This window comes from Streptosporangiales bacterium (assembly GCA_009379825.1).
GTDB lineage: Bacteria > Actinomycetota > Actinomycetes > Streptosporangiales > WHST01 > WHST01.
In genome coordinates, this window is the sequence record WHTA01000022.1 from 24,552 (window position 1) to 36,933 (window position 12,382).

Here is a 12,382-nt window from a genome sequence, read left to right on the forward strand (position 1 = left end):
GGTGCCGCGGCGGCGCGACCTATGCCCGAGGCCGCAATGCGGCCCCTACCTCCGGCCAGCTCCTCAGCTCGTTCGCGACTCATCCGATCTCCTCTGCGAGCGCGAGAGCGTCCGCGGCCATCCGGCCGGCCGCCGGCACGTCGCGCATGACCAGCGGCACGGCGTGGCACCTGATGCCGGCCGCCTCCACCTGCTCGACGGCGTCCTTGTCGGTCTCGTCCACCAGCCAGCCGTCGAGCAGGCCGGGGCCGTAGAACTCCGCCACCCCCGCGGCGGTGGACGTCGCGCCGACCGCGGCGAGCACCTTGTCGGCCATGCCGCGCAGCGGCCGGCCGCCGATCACCGGGGACAGGCCGACGACGGGGACGCCTGCCTCCGCGATCGCCGGCCGGATGCCGGGTACGGCCAGGATGGTGCCGATCGACACGACCGGGTTGCTCGGCGGCAGCAGCACGACGTCGCAGCTCTCGACCGCCTCACGCACGCCTGGTGCGGGCGCGGCGTGCTCGGCGCCCACCGGCACGAGGCCGAGCGCCTCCGGCTCCGCGTGCATCCGCACCCAGTACTCCTGGAAGTGCACCGCGCGCCGTCCGGACTCCGCCTCCGGGTCGGCGATCACGACGTGCGTCTCGACCGGGTCGTCGGTCATCGGCAGCAGCCGGACGTCGAGCTGCCAGCGTGCGCACAGCGTCGCGGTGACCGCGGACAGCGGCTGCCCCTCGGCCAGCAGCTGGCTACGCCTGATGTGGGTGGCGAAGTCGCGGTCGCCGAGGCCGAACCACTGCGGCTGTGCGCCGTACGCGGCGAGGTCCTCCTGCACCGCGAACGTCTCCGCCGTGCGTCCCCAGCCCTGCTCCTCGTCGATGCCACCGCCGAGGGTGTACATCACCGTGTCGAGGTCGGGGCAGACCCGGAGGCCGAAGAGCGTAATGTCATCGCCGGTATTACCGATGACCGTAATGTCCGCCTGGGGGGCGGCGTGCCGGAGGCCGCGGAGGAAACGAGCTCCTCCCACGCCTCCCGCGAGAACGACGATGCGCATGTGCGAAGCCTGACAGATGCCGGATTCGCGGCATTACCACGGGCACATTACGAGTGGCGAGATGGGTCCTATAGCACGCCTCAGCTTGACGTATCGGTACCGACGCGCGTGTAATTACATGAGTGTCGTTCCCGTGCCGGGGGGTGCGGCGGGCGTACGACCGGGTCGAGGAGGGTCTGTTGTGTCCGAGCGGAACTGGCTATCAGGGGACAGTGGCGAGGAGCTCGAATGGCAGGAGCGCGCGCTGTGCGCGCAGACCGACCCGGAAGCGTTCTTCCCCGAGAAGGGGGGCTCCACCCGGGAGGCGAAGAAGGTCTGCCTCGTTTGCGAGGTCAGGCAGGAGTGCCTGGAATACGCGTTGCAGCACGATGAGCGGTTCGGCATCTGGGGCGGGATGTCCGAGCGGGAGCGCAGGAAGCTGCGCCGCCGCGCCGTGTAGGCGCCCCCTGCTCGGTGAGCGTTGCTCACCTTCGCCGAATACCGCGGTATTGACCCGGGGGCCGAGCCCCCGGACCCCCACGTTCCCTGGTCGTTGTGGAACGGACTTCCCGCGGGGCGGCGCCCTGGCTTGGTTAGGTCCACCGGGCGTCGACTAGTCTTTCGCCCGTCGTCGTTTGGTGTCGCAAGGCGCCGAACTTGTCCGCTGGCCGCCCCGGGAAGCAGCTCTTACGCCCAGTGACCACACAGGCGAAGCCAACTCACTTCGTCACCGCCGTGCTCGTCGTGCACGACGGTGCTCGATGGCTGCCGGAGACCATCGCGGCGCTGGCCGCCCAGACCCGGGTGCCGGACGTCATCCGCGTGGTCGACACCGGCAGTACCGACGCGAGCGGTGAGATCCTGGCCGAGGCCGTCGGCGCCGACCAGGTCATCCAGCTGCCGCGCAAGGCCGGCTTCGGTGAGGCCGTCGCCGCCGCGCTCGCGCGGCCCGAGGTCGTCCGCCGCGGTCGGCGCGCGATGCCCCGCCCCGACGACGCGGTCTCGTGGATCTGGTTGCTGCACGACGACTCCGCGCCCGCGCCGGACGCGCTCGCGAACCTGCTCGCCACCGCCGACTCGCCGGCCAACCCCCGCGCAGGCATGCCCGGCGTGCTCGGCTGCAAGCAACGCGACTGGTACGACCACAAGGTCCTGCTCAACGTCGGGGTCACCACCGACCTCGGCGGGCGCAGGGAGACGGGCATCGACCGGGGTGAGTACGACCAGGGGCAGTACGACGAGAAGAACGAGGTGCTGGCCGTCGACTCGGCCGGCATGCTGGTGCGGCGCGACGTCTGGGAGTACCTCGGCGGCTTCGACCCGCTGATCCCGCTCTACCGCGACGACGTCGACTTCTGCTGGCGGGCCACCAGGGCGGGCATCCCGGTGTCCGTCGTGCCGAGCGCGGTCGTCCACCACGCGGAGGCCGCGTCGCGGCACCGCCGCACGGTGCAGGCGACGGCCAGCCACGCGCGGCTGGCGGACCGCAGGCACGGCATGTACTCGCTTGCGGTGAACCTCCCGCTCGGCCTGGCGGCGGTCGCGCTGCTGCGCAACGTGGTGACGTCCGTGCTGCGTGCCGTCGGCTGGCTGCTGGCCAAACAGGTCGGGAACGCGCTGGACGAGCTCGCCGCGGTGATCCTCGTCAGCCTGCGCCCCGACATGGTGCTGCGCGGCCGGGCCAAGCGCCGCAAGCTGAAGCGGCCGTGGCGGCAGATAAGGACGCTCATGCCGCCGCGCGGCGCGGCGATCCGCCGCGTCGGCGAACGGATCTCCGCGTTCACCGCAGGCGCGGTGTCCGACACCGGCAGGCACAGCAGCGCCATCACCGACCCGGCGGACGACGACGAGGACTTCCACGCCATCGAGGCACCGAGCCTCACCAAGCGCGCGCTCTCGCACCCTGGGCTGCTCCTGGTCGTGGCGCTGACGGTGGTGGCGGTGATCGCCGCAAGGGACGTGCTCGGCGTCACCCTCGGCGGCGGCGCGCTGCTGCCGGCGCCGGACAGTGCGGTCGACCTGTGGCGCGCCTACTTCGAGGCCTGGCACCCGATCGGCCTCGGCGGCACCACCACGGCGCCGCCGTACCTCGCGGTGCTCGCCCTGCTGTCCACGCTGTTCTTCGGCCAGCCGTGGCTCGCCGTGAACGTGCTGCTGATCGGCTGCGTGCCGCTGGCCGGTTGGGCCGCGTACCTCGCCGCCGGCCGGCTCGGCACCGACCGCGCGGTGCGGGTGTGGGTCGCGGCCGCGTACGCCCTGCTGCCGGTAGCGACCGGGTCGATCGCCGCCGGCCGGCTGGGTACGGCCGTCGCGTTCGTCGTGCTCCCGCTGATCGCGTACTTCGGCTCCCGGGTGCTCTCGCCGCCCAGCCGCGGCGCGCTGCGCCCCGCGTGGGCGTGCGCGCTGCTGCTGTCCGTCGGTATCGCGTTCGCGCCGCTGCTGTGGCCGATCGCGCTCGTCCTCGCCGCAGTCGCCGGTGGGCTGATGTGGCGCAAGCGCGCGGTGCTCTCCGGCCTGATCCTCACCGTCCTGCTGCCGTTCGTGCTGCTGTTCCCGTGGTCGTTCACGGTCGTCAGCAGTCCGAGCATGCTGCTGCTCGACACCGGCTACCACCCGGCGTCGCTCGCCTCGACCCGGTTGCAGCCGCTGGCCATGCTGCTGCTGCACCCCGGCGGTCCCGGCCAGTATCCGGTGTGGATCTCCGGCGGCCTGCTGCTCGGCGCGCTCGCGGCGCTTCTACGGCGCCGTACGTCGCCTGTGGTGATCGCCGGCTGGGTGGTCGCGTTCGTCGGTCTCGCCTTCGGGTTCGTGCTGAGCCGGGTGGCCATCACCGAGCCGGAGAGCGCGTTCGGCGTGGTCGCCTGGCCGGGTATCGCCATCGCCGTGATCGGCGTCGGCATGCTGGTGGCGATCGGCGCGGCCGCGCAGGACGCGCCCGAGCGGCTGTTCAAGTTCGGCTTCGGCTGGCGGCAGCTGGGCCTCGTCGCGCTCGTGGTGATCACCGGTGTCGTGCCGTTGTTCGCCGCCACCTGGTGGGTGGCCAACGGGGTGGACGGCCCGCTGCACGTCGTCCGCAACGAGGTCATGCCGAAGTACCTGGCCGCGCAGAGCGACGTGCCCAGCCGGCCCCGCACGCTGATCCTCAGGGAGACCCACGGCCGGGTCGAGTACACGGTGGTCCGCGGACGCGCACCGCGCCTCGGCGACGAGCTGCTGCAGCCGCCGAAGGCCACCAGGCAGCGGCTCAACCGGCTCGTCGAGGACCTGGTGTCCGGTCGCTCCGCGGACGTCGCGACCCGGCTGCAGCCGTACGGCATCAGGAACGTGCTCGTCGCCGGTCCGGTGGACAACCAGCTGGCCCTGCGCCTCGACGGCGAGAAGGGCCTGGTGCGGCAGTCCGCCACGAACGAGTTCGCGCTGTGGCAGGCCACCACCACGCCGGCCAGGTTGCGGCTGCTCGACCGGGACGGCACGGTCACGCCGCTCGGGGCGTCCAGCCAGGTGGCGACGAAGGTCCGCGTCCCGTCCGGCGCCGAAGGCCGGCTGCTGGTGCTGACCGACGCGGCGTCGTCCGGCTGGCGGGCGAGCATCGACGGGCAGGAGCTGCAGCCCCGCAAGGTGGACGGCTGGGCGCAGGCGTTCGTCGTGCCGAGTACCGGTGGCCAGCTGGAGCTGACGTTCTCCGACACGGCACGGCGGCTGCAGCTGGCCGTGCAGGGCCTCGCGGTGCTCGTCGTGTTCGTGCTAGCCCTACCCGCGGCGCGCCGGGAGGAAGCCGACGCCGAGCTGGAGCGCCGTGCGGCCGCCCGGCGCGAGGACGCGGCCGAGCTGCGGCCGCGGCTGCCCAGGGCGGCCCTGGAGATCCCCGTCGACCACGACACCGGCCCGCAGGCCGGGGTCCGCCAGGACCAGCCCGTCGCCGAGCACCAGGGGGCCCACCCGGCGCCCGACTGGCGCTACGGGCAGCAGCCACCGCAGCAGGGCTACGGGCAGCAGCAGGCGTACCCGCCTGTGCAGCAACCGCAGCCACCGCAGCAGGGCTACGGGCAGCAGCAGGCGTACCCGCCTGTGCAGCAACCGCAGCCACCGCAGCAGGGCTACGGGCAGCAGCAGGCGTACCCGCCTGTGCAGCAACCGCAGCCACCGCAGCAAGGCTACGGGCAGCAGCAGGCGTACCCGCCGGCACAACAACCGCAGCAACCGCAGCAGTGGCCGCAGCCGCCGGGCTCCGAGCACTATCGCGGAACGAGGAACGACTGGTGAAATCGCATGGACGCGGCCGCCGCCGCAGCGGTCGCCGTCGCGCCGGCGGTGCGCCGGCGACACCTCCCCCGCAGCAGCCGCCGGGCGGGCCGCCACCGCAACAGCCGCCGGGCGGCGCGGAGCAGCCGCCACCGCCCGAGCGACCGGCCGCACCCTCGGCGGGTGGCCGTACCGTGGCACGGTCCAACCGGCGGCAGCGCCAGCAGGGCGGCGGCCGGCTGCGGCTCTTCGTGCCCATCCCGCTCCTCGTCACGGTGGCCCTGCTCGCCGTGGTGGTCGGCGTCGGCGAGCTCACCCTGCCCGACGAGCGGTCCCAGGTCACCGGCCTGAAGCCCGCGCACGCGGCGGTCTCCGCGGCCCGGGTGGTCTGCCCCGACGCGACCGGCGGCGACGTGGCGGCCGTCGCGCCGGACCGGGGCAAGGGCGAGGTGGCGGTCGGCGAGATCGACTCGTCCACGTCCACCCCCGTGGAGTCGCTGGGCACGGCGCCCGGTCGCGCCGTGCTGCAGCCGGAGAACGACGGCGGGGTGGTGGTCGGCGCGAAGGGCGCGACCGCGCCCGGGTTCGAGGCGGAGCAGTACCGCAGGAAGGACGACGGCAAGGACCGCGGCATGGCCGACGTCCGCTGCGCCACGCCGTCGAACAACTGGTGGTTCGCCGGCCCGCCGACGACCGGCGGCGCGTCCTCCGAGCTGTACCTGAGCAACATCGACAGCGCGGCCGCGACCGTGGACGTGCTCGTCTACGGCCCCGACGGCCCGGTCGACCCGAACGTCGGGCGCGGCATCAGCGTCGACCCGGGGGAGCAGCGGGTGGTTAGTGTCACCGAGCTCGCCCCAGAGCTGCCGGTCAGCGCAGTGCGCGTGGTCGCCAAGACCGGCCGCGTCGCCGCCTCCGTCCGCAGCGAGGTGAAGGACGGCGGCACCTCGTACGGCGCCTCGTGGGTGCCGCCCGCCACGCCGAAGTCCGGCAACCTGATCGTGCCGGCGCTCCCCCCGGGCGCCGGCGACCGGAAGCTGGTGCTGTTCACGCCAAGCGGCGAAGACTCGACCGTGCACCTGCGGCTGTCCACGTCGGACGGCTCGTTCGCGCCGGCCGGCAAGGACCGGGTGGACCTGCCCGCGCAGCAGGCCATCTCCGTCGACCTCAGCGAGATGATGACCAAGTCGGTGACCGCCCTACAGGTCAATGCACAGGTGCCGCTGGTCGGTGCGGTCGTCGCGGCGGAGGGCGGCTCGGGCGAGGACGGCGACCTCGCCTACTCCGCCACTTCGCCGTCGCTCGGCTCGGGCGGCATCGCCGCCATGGTGCCGGCAGGGAACCTCAACGCCGCCATGGCGCTGACCGCACCGACAAGGGACGCCGAGGTTGAGGTGCGCACGCTCACCGACGACGGCCCGTCGGACCCGAAGCGGGTGCGCATAGGCGCCGGCAAGACCGAGGCGGTCAAGCTCCGGGCACCGAAGGGTGCGGAGAACTACGGCGTGCTCGTCAGCCCGCAGGAGGGCAGTGGTCCGGTGTACGGGGCGCGGCTGCTCACCGCGTCGCCCGACGAGGGGCCGCTGCTGACCTCGCTGGCGCTGCGGCCCGGCGTCCGTGAGGTGACGCTGCCACCGGTGGTGCCGGAGATCGGAGCCGGCGTACCGCGCTGATCGCCGCCGCAGAAAACCGGCCAGAAAAAAAATTCCCTTAGCACCGAACCGATCCGCCTTGGGGTCCGTCACATCCGGCATACGACATGAACGTCAGGTAGTGATGGAGGCGTGACGATGGGTACCAGAATGCGGCTCGCGAAGGTCGGGGTGGGCGTCTGGCTGTTCGTCGCGGTGGTTGCGGCACTCGCGTACGTGCTGCCGCAGGCGATGCTGGACATGTTCCCAGCGATGATCGCGTACCTGATTGGCGCACTGGGCTAGGACGGCACAGGGGGCTGTTCGTCCGGTCCAGGACCCGGGGGCACCGGGGGACGGCAAACGCCGGCGTGAGCGATGCTCACGCCGGCGTTTCGCATGTCACCGCGGGAACTGCACGATCCTGAAATGGTTGCCGAACGGGTCGCGGCCCCCGCAGTCGATGCCGTACGGGCGCTCCGTGGGCTCGTCGGTGAACTCCACGCCGCGCTCCTTGAGCGTCTGGTAGGTCTTCCTGCAGTCGTCGGTGGTGAACCCGACGTTGAAGCCGCTCGCGCCCTTCGTGATCAGCTCCCTGATCTGCTCGGCCGCGTTCTCGTCGGTCGAGGGCGGGCCCGGCTTCTCCAGCAGGATCTGACGGCCGGGCTCGCCCGGCACGCTGACGGTGAGCCAGCGCATGTCCCCGAGGTCCTGGTCGGCGCTGACTTCCAGGCCGAGCTTGTTGACGTAGAAGTCGAGCGCCTCGTCCTGGTCGAGTACGAAGATGTGGGAGATGTTGATGGTCTTCAGCATGCTCGCCACGCTACGCCGGTGCACAGCTCAGGGCTTATCCGAAACTGCGCGCTTCTGCCGTGGCCGGTTCCACGCCTTGACGAAGCAGGTGGGTGCGCTCGCCGGCGGCACCGCCGTCTCGCGGTACTTCGCCCGGTACGCCGAAGGTGACTCGCCGACGATCTCGCGGAACGTCCGGCTGAACGTGCCGACGCTGGTGAACCCGACGGCGAGGCAGATGTCCGTCACGCTCGTGTCGGTCTCCCTGAGCATGGCCATCGACCGCTCCACCCGGCGGCGCTGTAGGTACCGGTGCGGCGTCTCGCCGAACGTGGCGCGGAAGGTGCGGATGAAGTGCGCCGGCGAGGTGTGGGCGATCGCGGCGAGCGCGGGGATGTCCAGCGGCTGGGCGTAGGCGCGGTCCATCGCGTCGCGGGCGCGCAGCATCCGCCTGTTGGTCTCCTCCACCGCGCGGCTCACCTCCGCTCCCGGTCGAGGATCGGACCGGCTCGCAGCGCCTTCGCGCGCAGCCGGCGGGGCAGCAGGTCGACGTAGACCGTGCCGTCGAGGTGGTCGACCTCGTGCTGCAGGCAACGGGCGAAGTACGCGGGGTCGTCCTCCTCGCCGGTGGGCCGGACGGCGATCAGGTCGCCGTTCACATCGTGGCCACGGACCTCGACGGCGGCCGCGCGGGCGAGCGGGTACTGGTGGCCGGGCAGCGACAGGCAGCCCTCTTCCGTGGTGACCGGGGTTTCGTCGAGCACGGTGAGTTCCGGGTTCGCCACGCAGCCCTTGGTGCCGTCGTACATGTCGTAGACGAACAGCCGCAGCGGCACGCCGATCTGGGGCGCGGCGAGACCGACCCCCGGTGCCTTGCGCATGGTCTGCATCATGTCCTTGACCAGCTTCCGCAGGGCCTTGTCGAAGTCGACGACCGGCTGGGCGTGGTCACGTAGCACTGGGTCACCGAGCATCCTGATCGGGCGGACGGTCACGAATTCCCCTCTGAAGTTGTTGCGAGATATTTGCAATAGAGTAGTCTCGACTCGATTGTCCCAGTGCCCCAGGAGCGCCATGAGTGCCGTCAGTGACCAGGAACGCCCGCCGGCGCCTTCCGCTGCCGCGTTGGGGCGCCGCGGGTGGGCGTCGCTGGCCGGGATGGCGGCGTTCATCCTGCTGCTGCACGTGGTCGGTTGGGGCACGCTGCTCGGCCTCGTGGTGCCGGAGCAGTACCAGGTGGGCTCGTCGCAGGTGTTCGGGGTCGGCCTCGGCGTCACCGCGTACGTGCTCGGGATGCGGCACGCGTTCGACGCCGACCACATCGCGGCGATCGACAACACCACGAGGAAGCTGATGGCCGAGGGTCGGCGGCCGGTCTCCGTCGGCTTCTGGTTCTCGCTCGGCCACTCCTCGGTGGTCTTCGGGCTGTGCCTGCTGCTGGCCTTCGGCGTCAAGGCGCTGGTCGGCCAGGTGGCGAACGACGCGTCCACGCTGCAGCAGGTCACCGGCGTGGTCGGCACCGCCGTGTCCGGGGTCTTCCTCCTGGTCATCGGTGTGATCAACCTGTTCGTGCTGCGCAACATCCTGGCCGTGTTCCGCGACATGCGCAGCGGCTCGTACGACGAGGCCGCGCTGGAGCACCAGCTCAACAACCGCGGCTTCGTGAACCGGCTGCTCGGTGGCCTGACGAAGGCGATCCGCAGGCCGTGGCACATGTACCCGACCGGGTTCCTGTTCGGCCTCGGCTTCGACACCGCGACGGAGATCAGCCTGCTCGTGCTCGCCGGCGGCGCGGCGGCGTTCGACCTGCCGTGGTACGCGCTGCTGACCCTGCCGGTGCTGTTCGCCGCGGGGATGAGCCTGCTCGACACCGCGGACGGCTGCTTCATGAACTTCGCATACGGGTGGGCGCTGGCCAAACCGGTGCGGAAGGTCTACTACAACCTGACCGTCACCGGGCTGTCCGTCGCCGTCGCGATCGGCATCGGCGGGATCGAGATCGTCTCCATCCTCGTGGAGAAGCTCGGCATCGAGTCCGGGCCGATCGCCGCGGTCGGGGGCCTGAACCTGGACCACGTGGGGTACGTCATCGTCGGGTTGTTCGTCGTCACCTGGTTGGTCGCCCTGGCCGTCTGGAAGCTCGGCCGGGTGGAGGAGCGCTGGACCACGGGTACGCCCACGCACGAGGCCGAGTAGCCGGCCGCTCAGCTCTCGTCGTAGCGGGGGTCGACCTCCTCCGGGGCCAGGCCGAGCACCTGGGCGACCTCCTCCACGCAGATGTTGTGGACGACGGTCGCGAGCTCCTCAGGGGCGCATCGCGCCTCGATCGGTCGGCGGTAGAGGACGATGCGGGTGCGCCGCAGCCGGCCGCCGGTGACCATCCGGGCCAACGGGATCGGCTCGTCCAGCCACTCGCCCGAGGTGTCGCCGCCGGGCGGGGGCGGCACCTCCTCGACCGCGAAGTCGAGCTGCGCGATCTCCTGCGGCCAGCGGCGCTCCAGCCGCTCGACCGCGTCCAGTACGTAGTCGTCGAACTGCTGTGCCCTGCTGCGGTGCAACGGCACGTCGACCGGCACGAGCGGGCCGCGCAGCCCGCGGCCGTGCCGGTCCCTGCGCCGCGGCCGCCTGCGGTGCGGGCGGGGTCGAAACGTCGTCACCGGGTGAGGCTACCGGGTGTCAGCGTGGCGCCGCGGAGAATGCCGACCGATCACGGTACGGTTCGGCCGTGAGCTCTGTACGCCGTCAGTGCTCCCGCAACGCCTGCCAGAACCCGGCGATTGCCACACTGACCTACGTATACGCGGACCAGACCGCTGTGGTCGGTCCGCTTGCTACGTATGCAGAACCGCACTGCTACGACCTCTGCGCCGACCACGCGGACCGGTTGACCGCGCCCAAGGGCTGGGAGCTGGTGCGGCTCGCGCCCGACCCGTCGTCGCTGCAGCCGAGCAACGACGACCTGGTCGCGCTCGCCGAGGCGGTCAGGGAGGCGGCCAGGCCGCCCACGCCCGGCGTGGCCGAGCCGGTCGGCCAGGGCGTCGAGGTGGGCAGGAAGGGCCACCTCCGCGTGGTCCGGTCGACCCGGTCCGGCTAGCCTCCCGGGGCAGGAGGGGTTGCCGGTGTCGAGTGGCCAGCTTGCCGAGATCTTCAAGGCGTACGACGTCCGCGGCGTCGTACCCGACCAGTGGGACGCCACCGCCGCCAGGCGGATCGGCGCCGCGTTCGCGACTGTCGTCGAGGCGGCGGGCGTGGTCGTCGGCCACGACATGCGGCCGTCGTCGCCCGAGCTGGCCGCCGCGTTCGCCGAGGGCGCGGCCGCGGCCGGTGCGGACGTGACGTCGATCGGGCTGGCCTCCACGGACATGCTGTACTTCGCCAGCGGGCGGCTCGACCTGCCGGGCGCGATGTTCACCGCGAGCCACAACCCGGCGCGCTACAACGGCATCAAGTTCTGCCGGTCGGGGGCGAGACCGATCAGCCAGGCGACCGGACTGACGGAGATCAGGGAGCTCGCCGAGGGCGGCGGCCCTGCGCCGGCACCCCGCGCGGGCACCGTGGCCACCGACGACCAGCTGACGGCGTACGCCGAGTTCCTGCGCAGCCTGGTGCCGCTGCACGATGTGCGGCCGCTGCGGGTCGCCGTCGACGCCGCCAACGGGATGGCCGGCCACACCGCACCCGCGGTGTTCGCGGGCACCCCGGTCGAGGTCCTCCCGCTGTACTTCGAGCTGGACGGCACGTTCCCCAACCACGAGGCGAACCCGCTGGAACCGGCGAACCTGCGCGACCTGCAGGCGTTCGTGCGCGAGACCGGGGCCGACTGCGGGCTCGCCTTCGACGGTGACGCCGACCGGTGTTTCGTCGTCGACGAGCACGGCGAGTCGGTGTCGCCGTCCGCGCTCACCGCCCTCATCGCCGTGCGGGAGCTCGCCCGCGAGCCCGGCGCCAGGGTGATCCACAACCTGATCACCAGCAAGGCGGTGCCCGAGCTCGTACGTGCACACGGCGGCGAGCCGGTACGCACCCGGGTCGGGCACTCGTTCATCAAGGCCGAGATGGCGAAGACGCAGGCGGTGTTCGGCGGCGAGCACTCCGCGCACTACTACTTCCGCGACTTCTGGTACGCCGACTCCGGGATGCTCGCGGCCCTGCACCTGCTCGCCGCGCTCGGCCGGTCGTCCGGCGGGCTCGCGCAGCTGCTCGCCGAGTACGCCAGGTACGCCGGCTCCGGTGAGGTGAACAGCGAGGTCGCCGACCCGGCGGCGGCGCTGGAGCGGGTGGAGCGGGCGTACGCCGGCCAGCCGGACGTCACCATCGACCACCTCGACGGCGTGACGGTGTCCAGTGCGGACTGGTGGTTCAACGTCCGGCCGTCGAACACGGAACCGCTCGTGCGGCTCAACGTGGAGGCCGCCGACGGGGCGCGGCTGAGCCGGCTGCGCGACGAGGTGCTGGCCGTGATCCGCCACGACCCGTGAGGGCGGTAACGTGTGCGCGACGAGGCGGAAAGGACATCATCGTGACGCTCGACCCGTGGCTGCTCGAGGTACTCGCGTGCCCGGCGTGCAAGGCGTCCCTGCGGCCGGTGTCCGACGCCGACGAGCTGGCCTGCACGAGCGACGCCTGCGGGCTGGTCTACCCGATCAGGGACGACGTGCCGGTGCTGTTGGTCGAGGAGGCACGCAAGCCGTGAGCG

Annotated in this window: 12 protein-coding genes; 7 read left to right on the forward strand and 5 right to left on the reverse strand. The window is 72.0% G+C overall.

The genetic code is table 11. From position 1 onward, the window contains the following. Window positions 1-79: 79 nt before the first annotated feature. On the reverse strand, window positions 80-1,042 hold the full coding sequence (locus GEV07_13360; GenBank protein MQA03656.1) for a 2-phospho-L-lactate transferase: 963 nt from the start codon (window positions 1,040-1,042) through the stop codon (window positions 80-82). 181 nt (window positions 1,043-1,223) lie between these two features. On the opposite strand from GEV07_13360, the gene GEV07_13365 reads away from it, so the two are divergent. The 3 genes from GEV07_13365 to GEV07_13375 all read left to right on the forward strand — a co-directional run bounded on the left by GEV07_13365 (window position 1,224) and on the right by GEV07_13375 (window position 6,936). Then, a complete protein-coding gene (locus GEV07_13365; GenBank protein ID MQA03657.1) occupies window positions 1,224-1,481 on the forward strand; it encodes a WhiB family transcriptional regulator in 258 nt (85 codons plus the stop codon). Between the two features lie 197 nt (window positions 1,482-1,678). Continuing rightward, window positions 1,679-5,284 carry a glycosyltransferase gene (locus GEV07_13370; GenBank protein MQA03658.1) on the forward strand — a complete coding sequence of 1,202 codons (3,606 nt, stop codon included), beginning with the start codon at window positions 1,679-1,681 and terminating at the stop codon, window positions 5,282-5,284. Window positions 5,285-5,457: 173 nt separating this feature from the next. Further along, the gene (locus tag GEV07_13375; GenBank protein ID MQA03659.1) at window positions 5,458-6,936 is read left to right on the forward strand and encodes a hypothetical protein; all 1,479 of its coding nucleotides are present in this window, start codon (window positions 5,458-5,460) and stop codon (window positions 6,934-6,936) included. 360 nt (window positions 6,937-7,296) lie between these two features. Here the strand turns inward: GEV07_13375 and GEV07_13380 are convergent, their stop codons facing one another. The 3 genes from GEV07_13380 to def are packed head-to-tail and all read right to left on the reverse strand — an operon-like array spanning window position 7,297 to window position 8,858. Continuing rightward, window positions 7,297-7,707 (reverse strand): VOC family protein, encoded by a 411-nt coding sequence (locus GEV07_13380; GenBank protein MQA03660.1) that lies wholly within the window; start codon window positions 7,705-7,707, stop codon window positions 7,297-7,299. A gap of 27 nt (window positions 7,708-7,734) precedes the next feature. After that, the gene (locus GEV07_13385; GenBank protein ID MQA03661.1) at window positions 7,735-8,133 is read right to left on the reverse strand and encodes a helix-turn-helix domain-containing protein; all 399 of its coding nucleotides are present in this window, start codon (window positions 8,131-8,133) and stop codon (window positions 7,735-7,737) included. A 29-nt stretch (window positions 8,134-8,162) separates the two neighbouring features. Beyond that, window positions 8,163-8,858, reverse strand: a complete 696-nt coding sequence (def, locus tag GEV07_13390; GenBank protein MQA03662.1) for a peptide deformylase — start codon at window positions 8,856-8,858, stop codon at window positions 8,163-8,165. On the opposite strand from def, the gene GEV07_13395 reads away from it, so the two are divergent. Beyond that, window positions 8,761-9,882 carry a HoxN/HupN/NixA family nickel/cobalt transporter gene (locus GEV07_13395; GenBank protein MQA03663.1) on the forward strand — a complete coding sequence of 374 codons (1,122 nt, stop codon included), beginning with the start codon at window positions 8,761-8,763 and terminating at the stop codon, window positions 9,880-9,882. The two genes, def and GEV07_13395, sit on opposite strands and share 98 nt — an antisense overlap. 8 nt (window positions 9,883-9,890) lie before the next feature. On the opposite strand, the gene GEV07_13400 is transcribed toward GEV07_13395, so the two are convergent. Next, window positions 9,891-10,343 (reverse strand): hypothetical protein, encoded by a 453-nt coding sequence (locus GEV07_13400; GenBank protein ID MQA03664.1) that lies wholly within the window; start codon window positions 10,341-10,343, stop codon window positions 9,891-9,893. A gap of 68 nt (window positions 10,344-10,411) precedes the next feature. On the opposite strand from GEV07_13400, the gene GEV07_13405 reads away from it, so the two are divergent. Genes GEV07_13405 through GEV07_13415 form a run of 3 tightly spaced genes read left to right on the forward strand, consistent with a single transcriptional unit; the run spans window position 10,412 to window position 12,379 of the window. After that, window positions 10,412-10,780 (forward strand): DUF3499 family protein, encoded by a 369-nt coding sequence (locus GEV07_13405; protein MQA03665.1) that lies wholly within the window; start codon window positions 10,412-10,414, stop codon window positions 10,778-10,780. Between the two features lie 25 nt (window positions 10,781-10,805). After that, window positions 10,806-12,164 carry a phosphomannomutase/phosphoglucomutase gene (locus tag GEV07_13410; protein ID MQA03666.1) on the forward strand — a complete coding sequence of 453 codons (1,359 nt, stop codon included), beginning with the start codon at window positions 10,806-10,808 and terminating at the stop codon, window positions 12,162-12,164. 41 nt (window positions 12,165-12,205) lie between these two features. Continuing rightward, window positions 12,206-12,379: a Trm112 family protein gene (locus GEV07_13415; protein ID MQA03667.1), complete on the forward strand. Its 174-nt coding sequence runs from the start codon at window positions 12,206-12,208 to the stop codon at window positions 12,377-12,379. Window positions 12,380-12,382 lie beyond the last annotated feature (3 nt).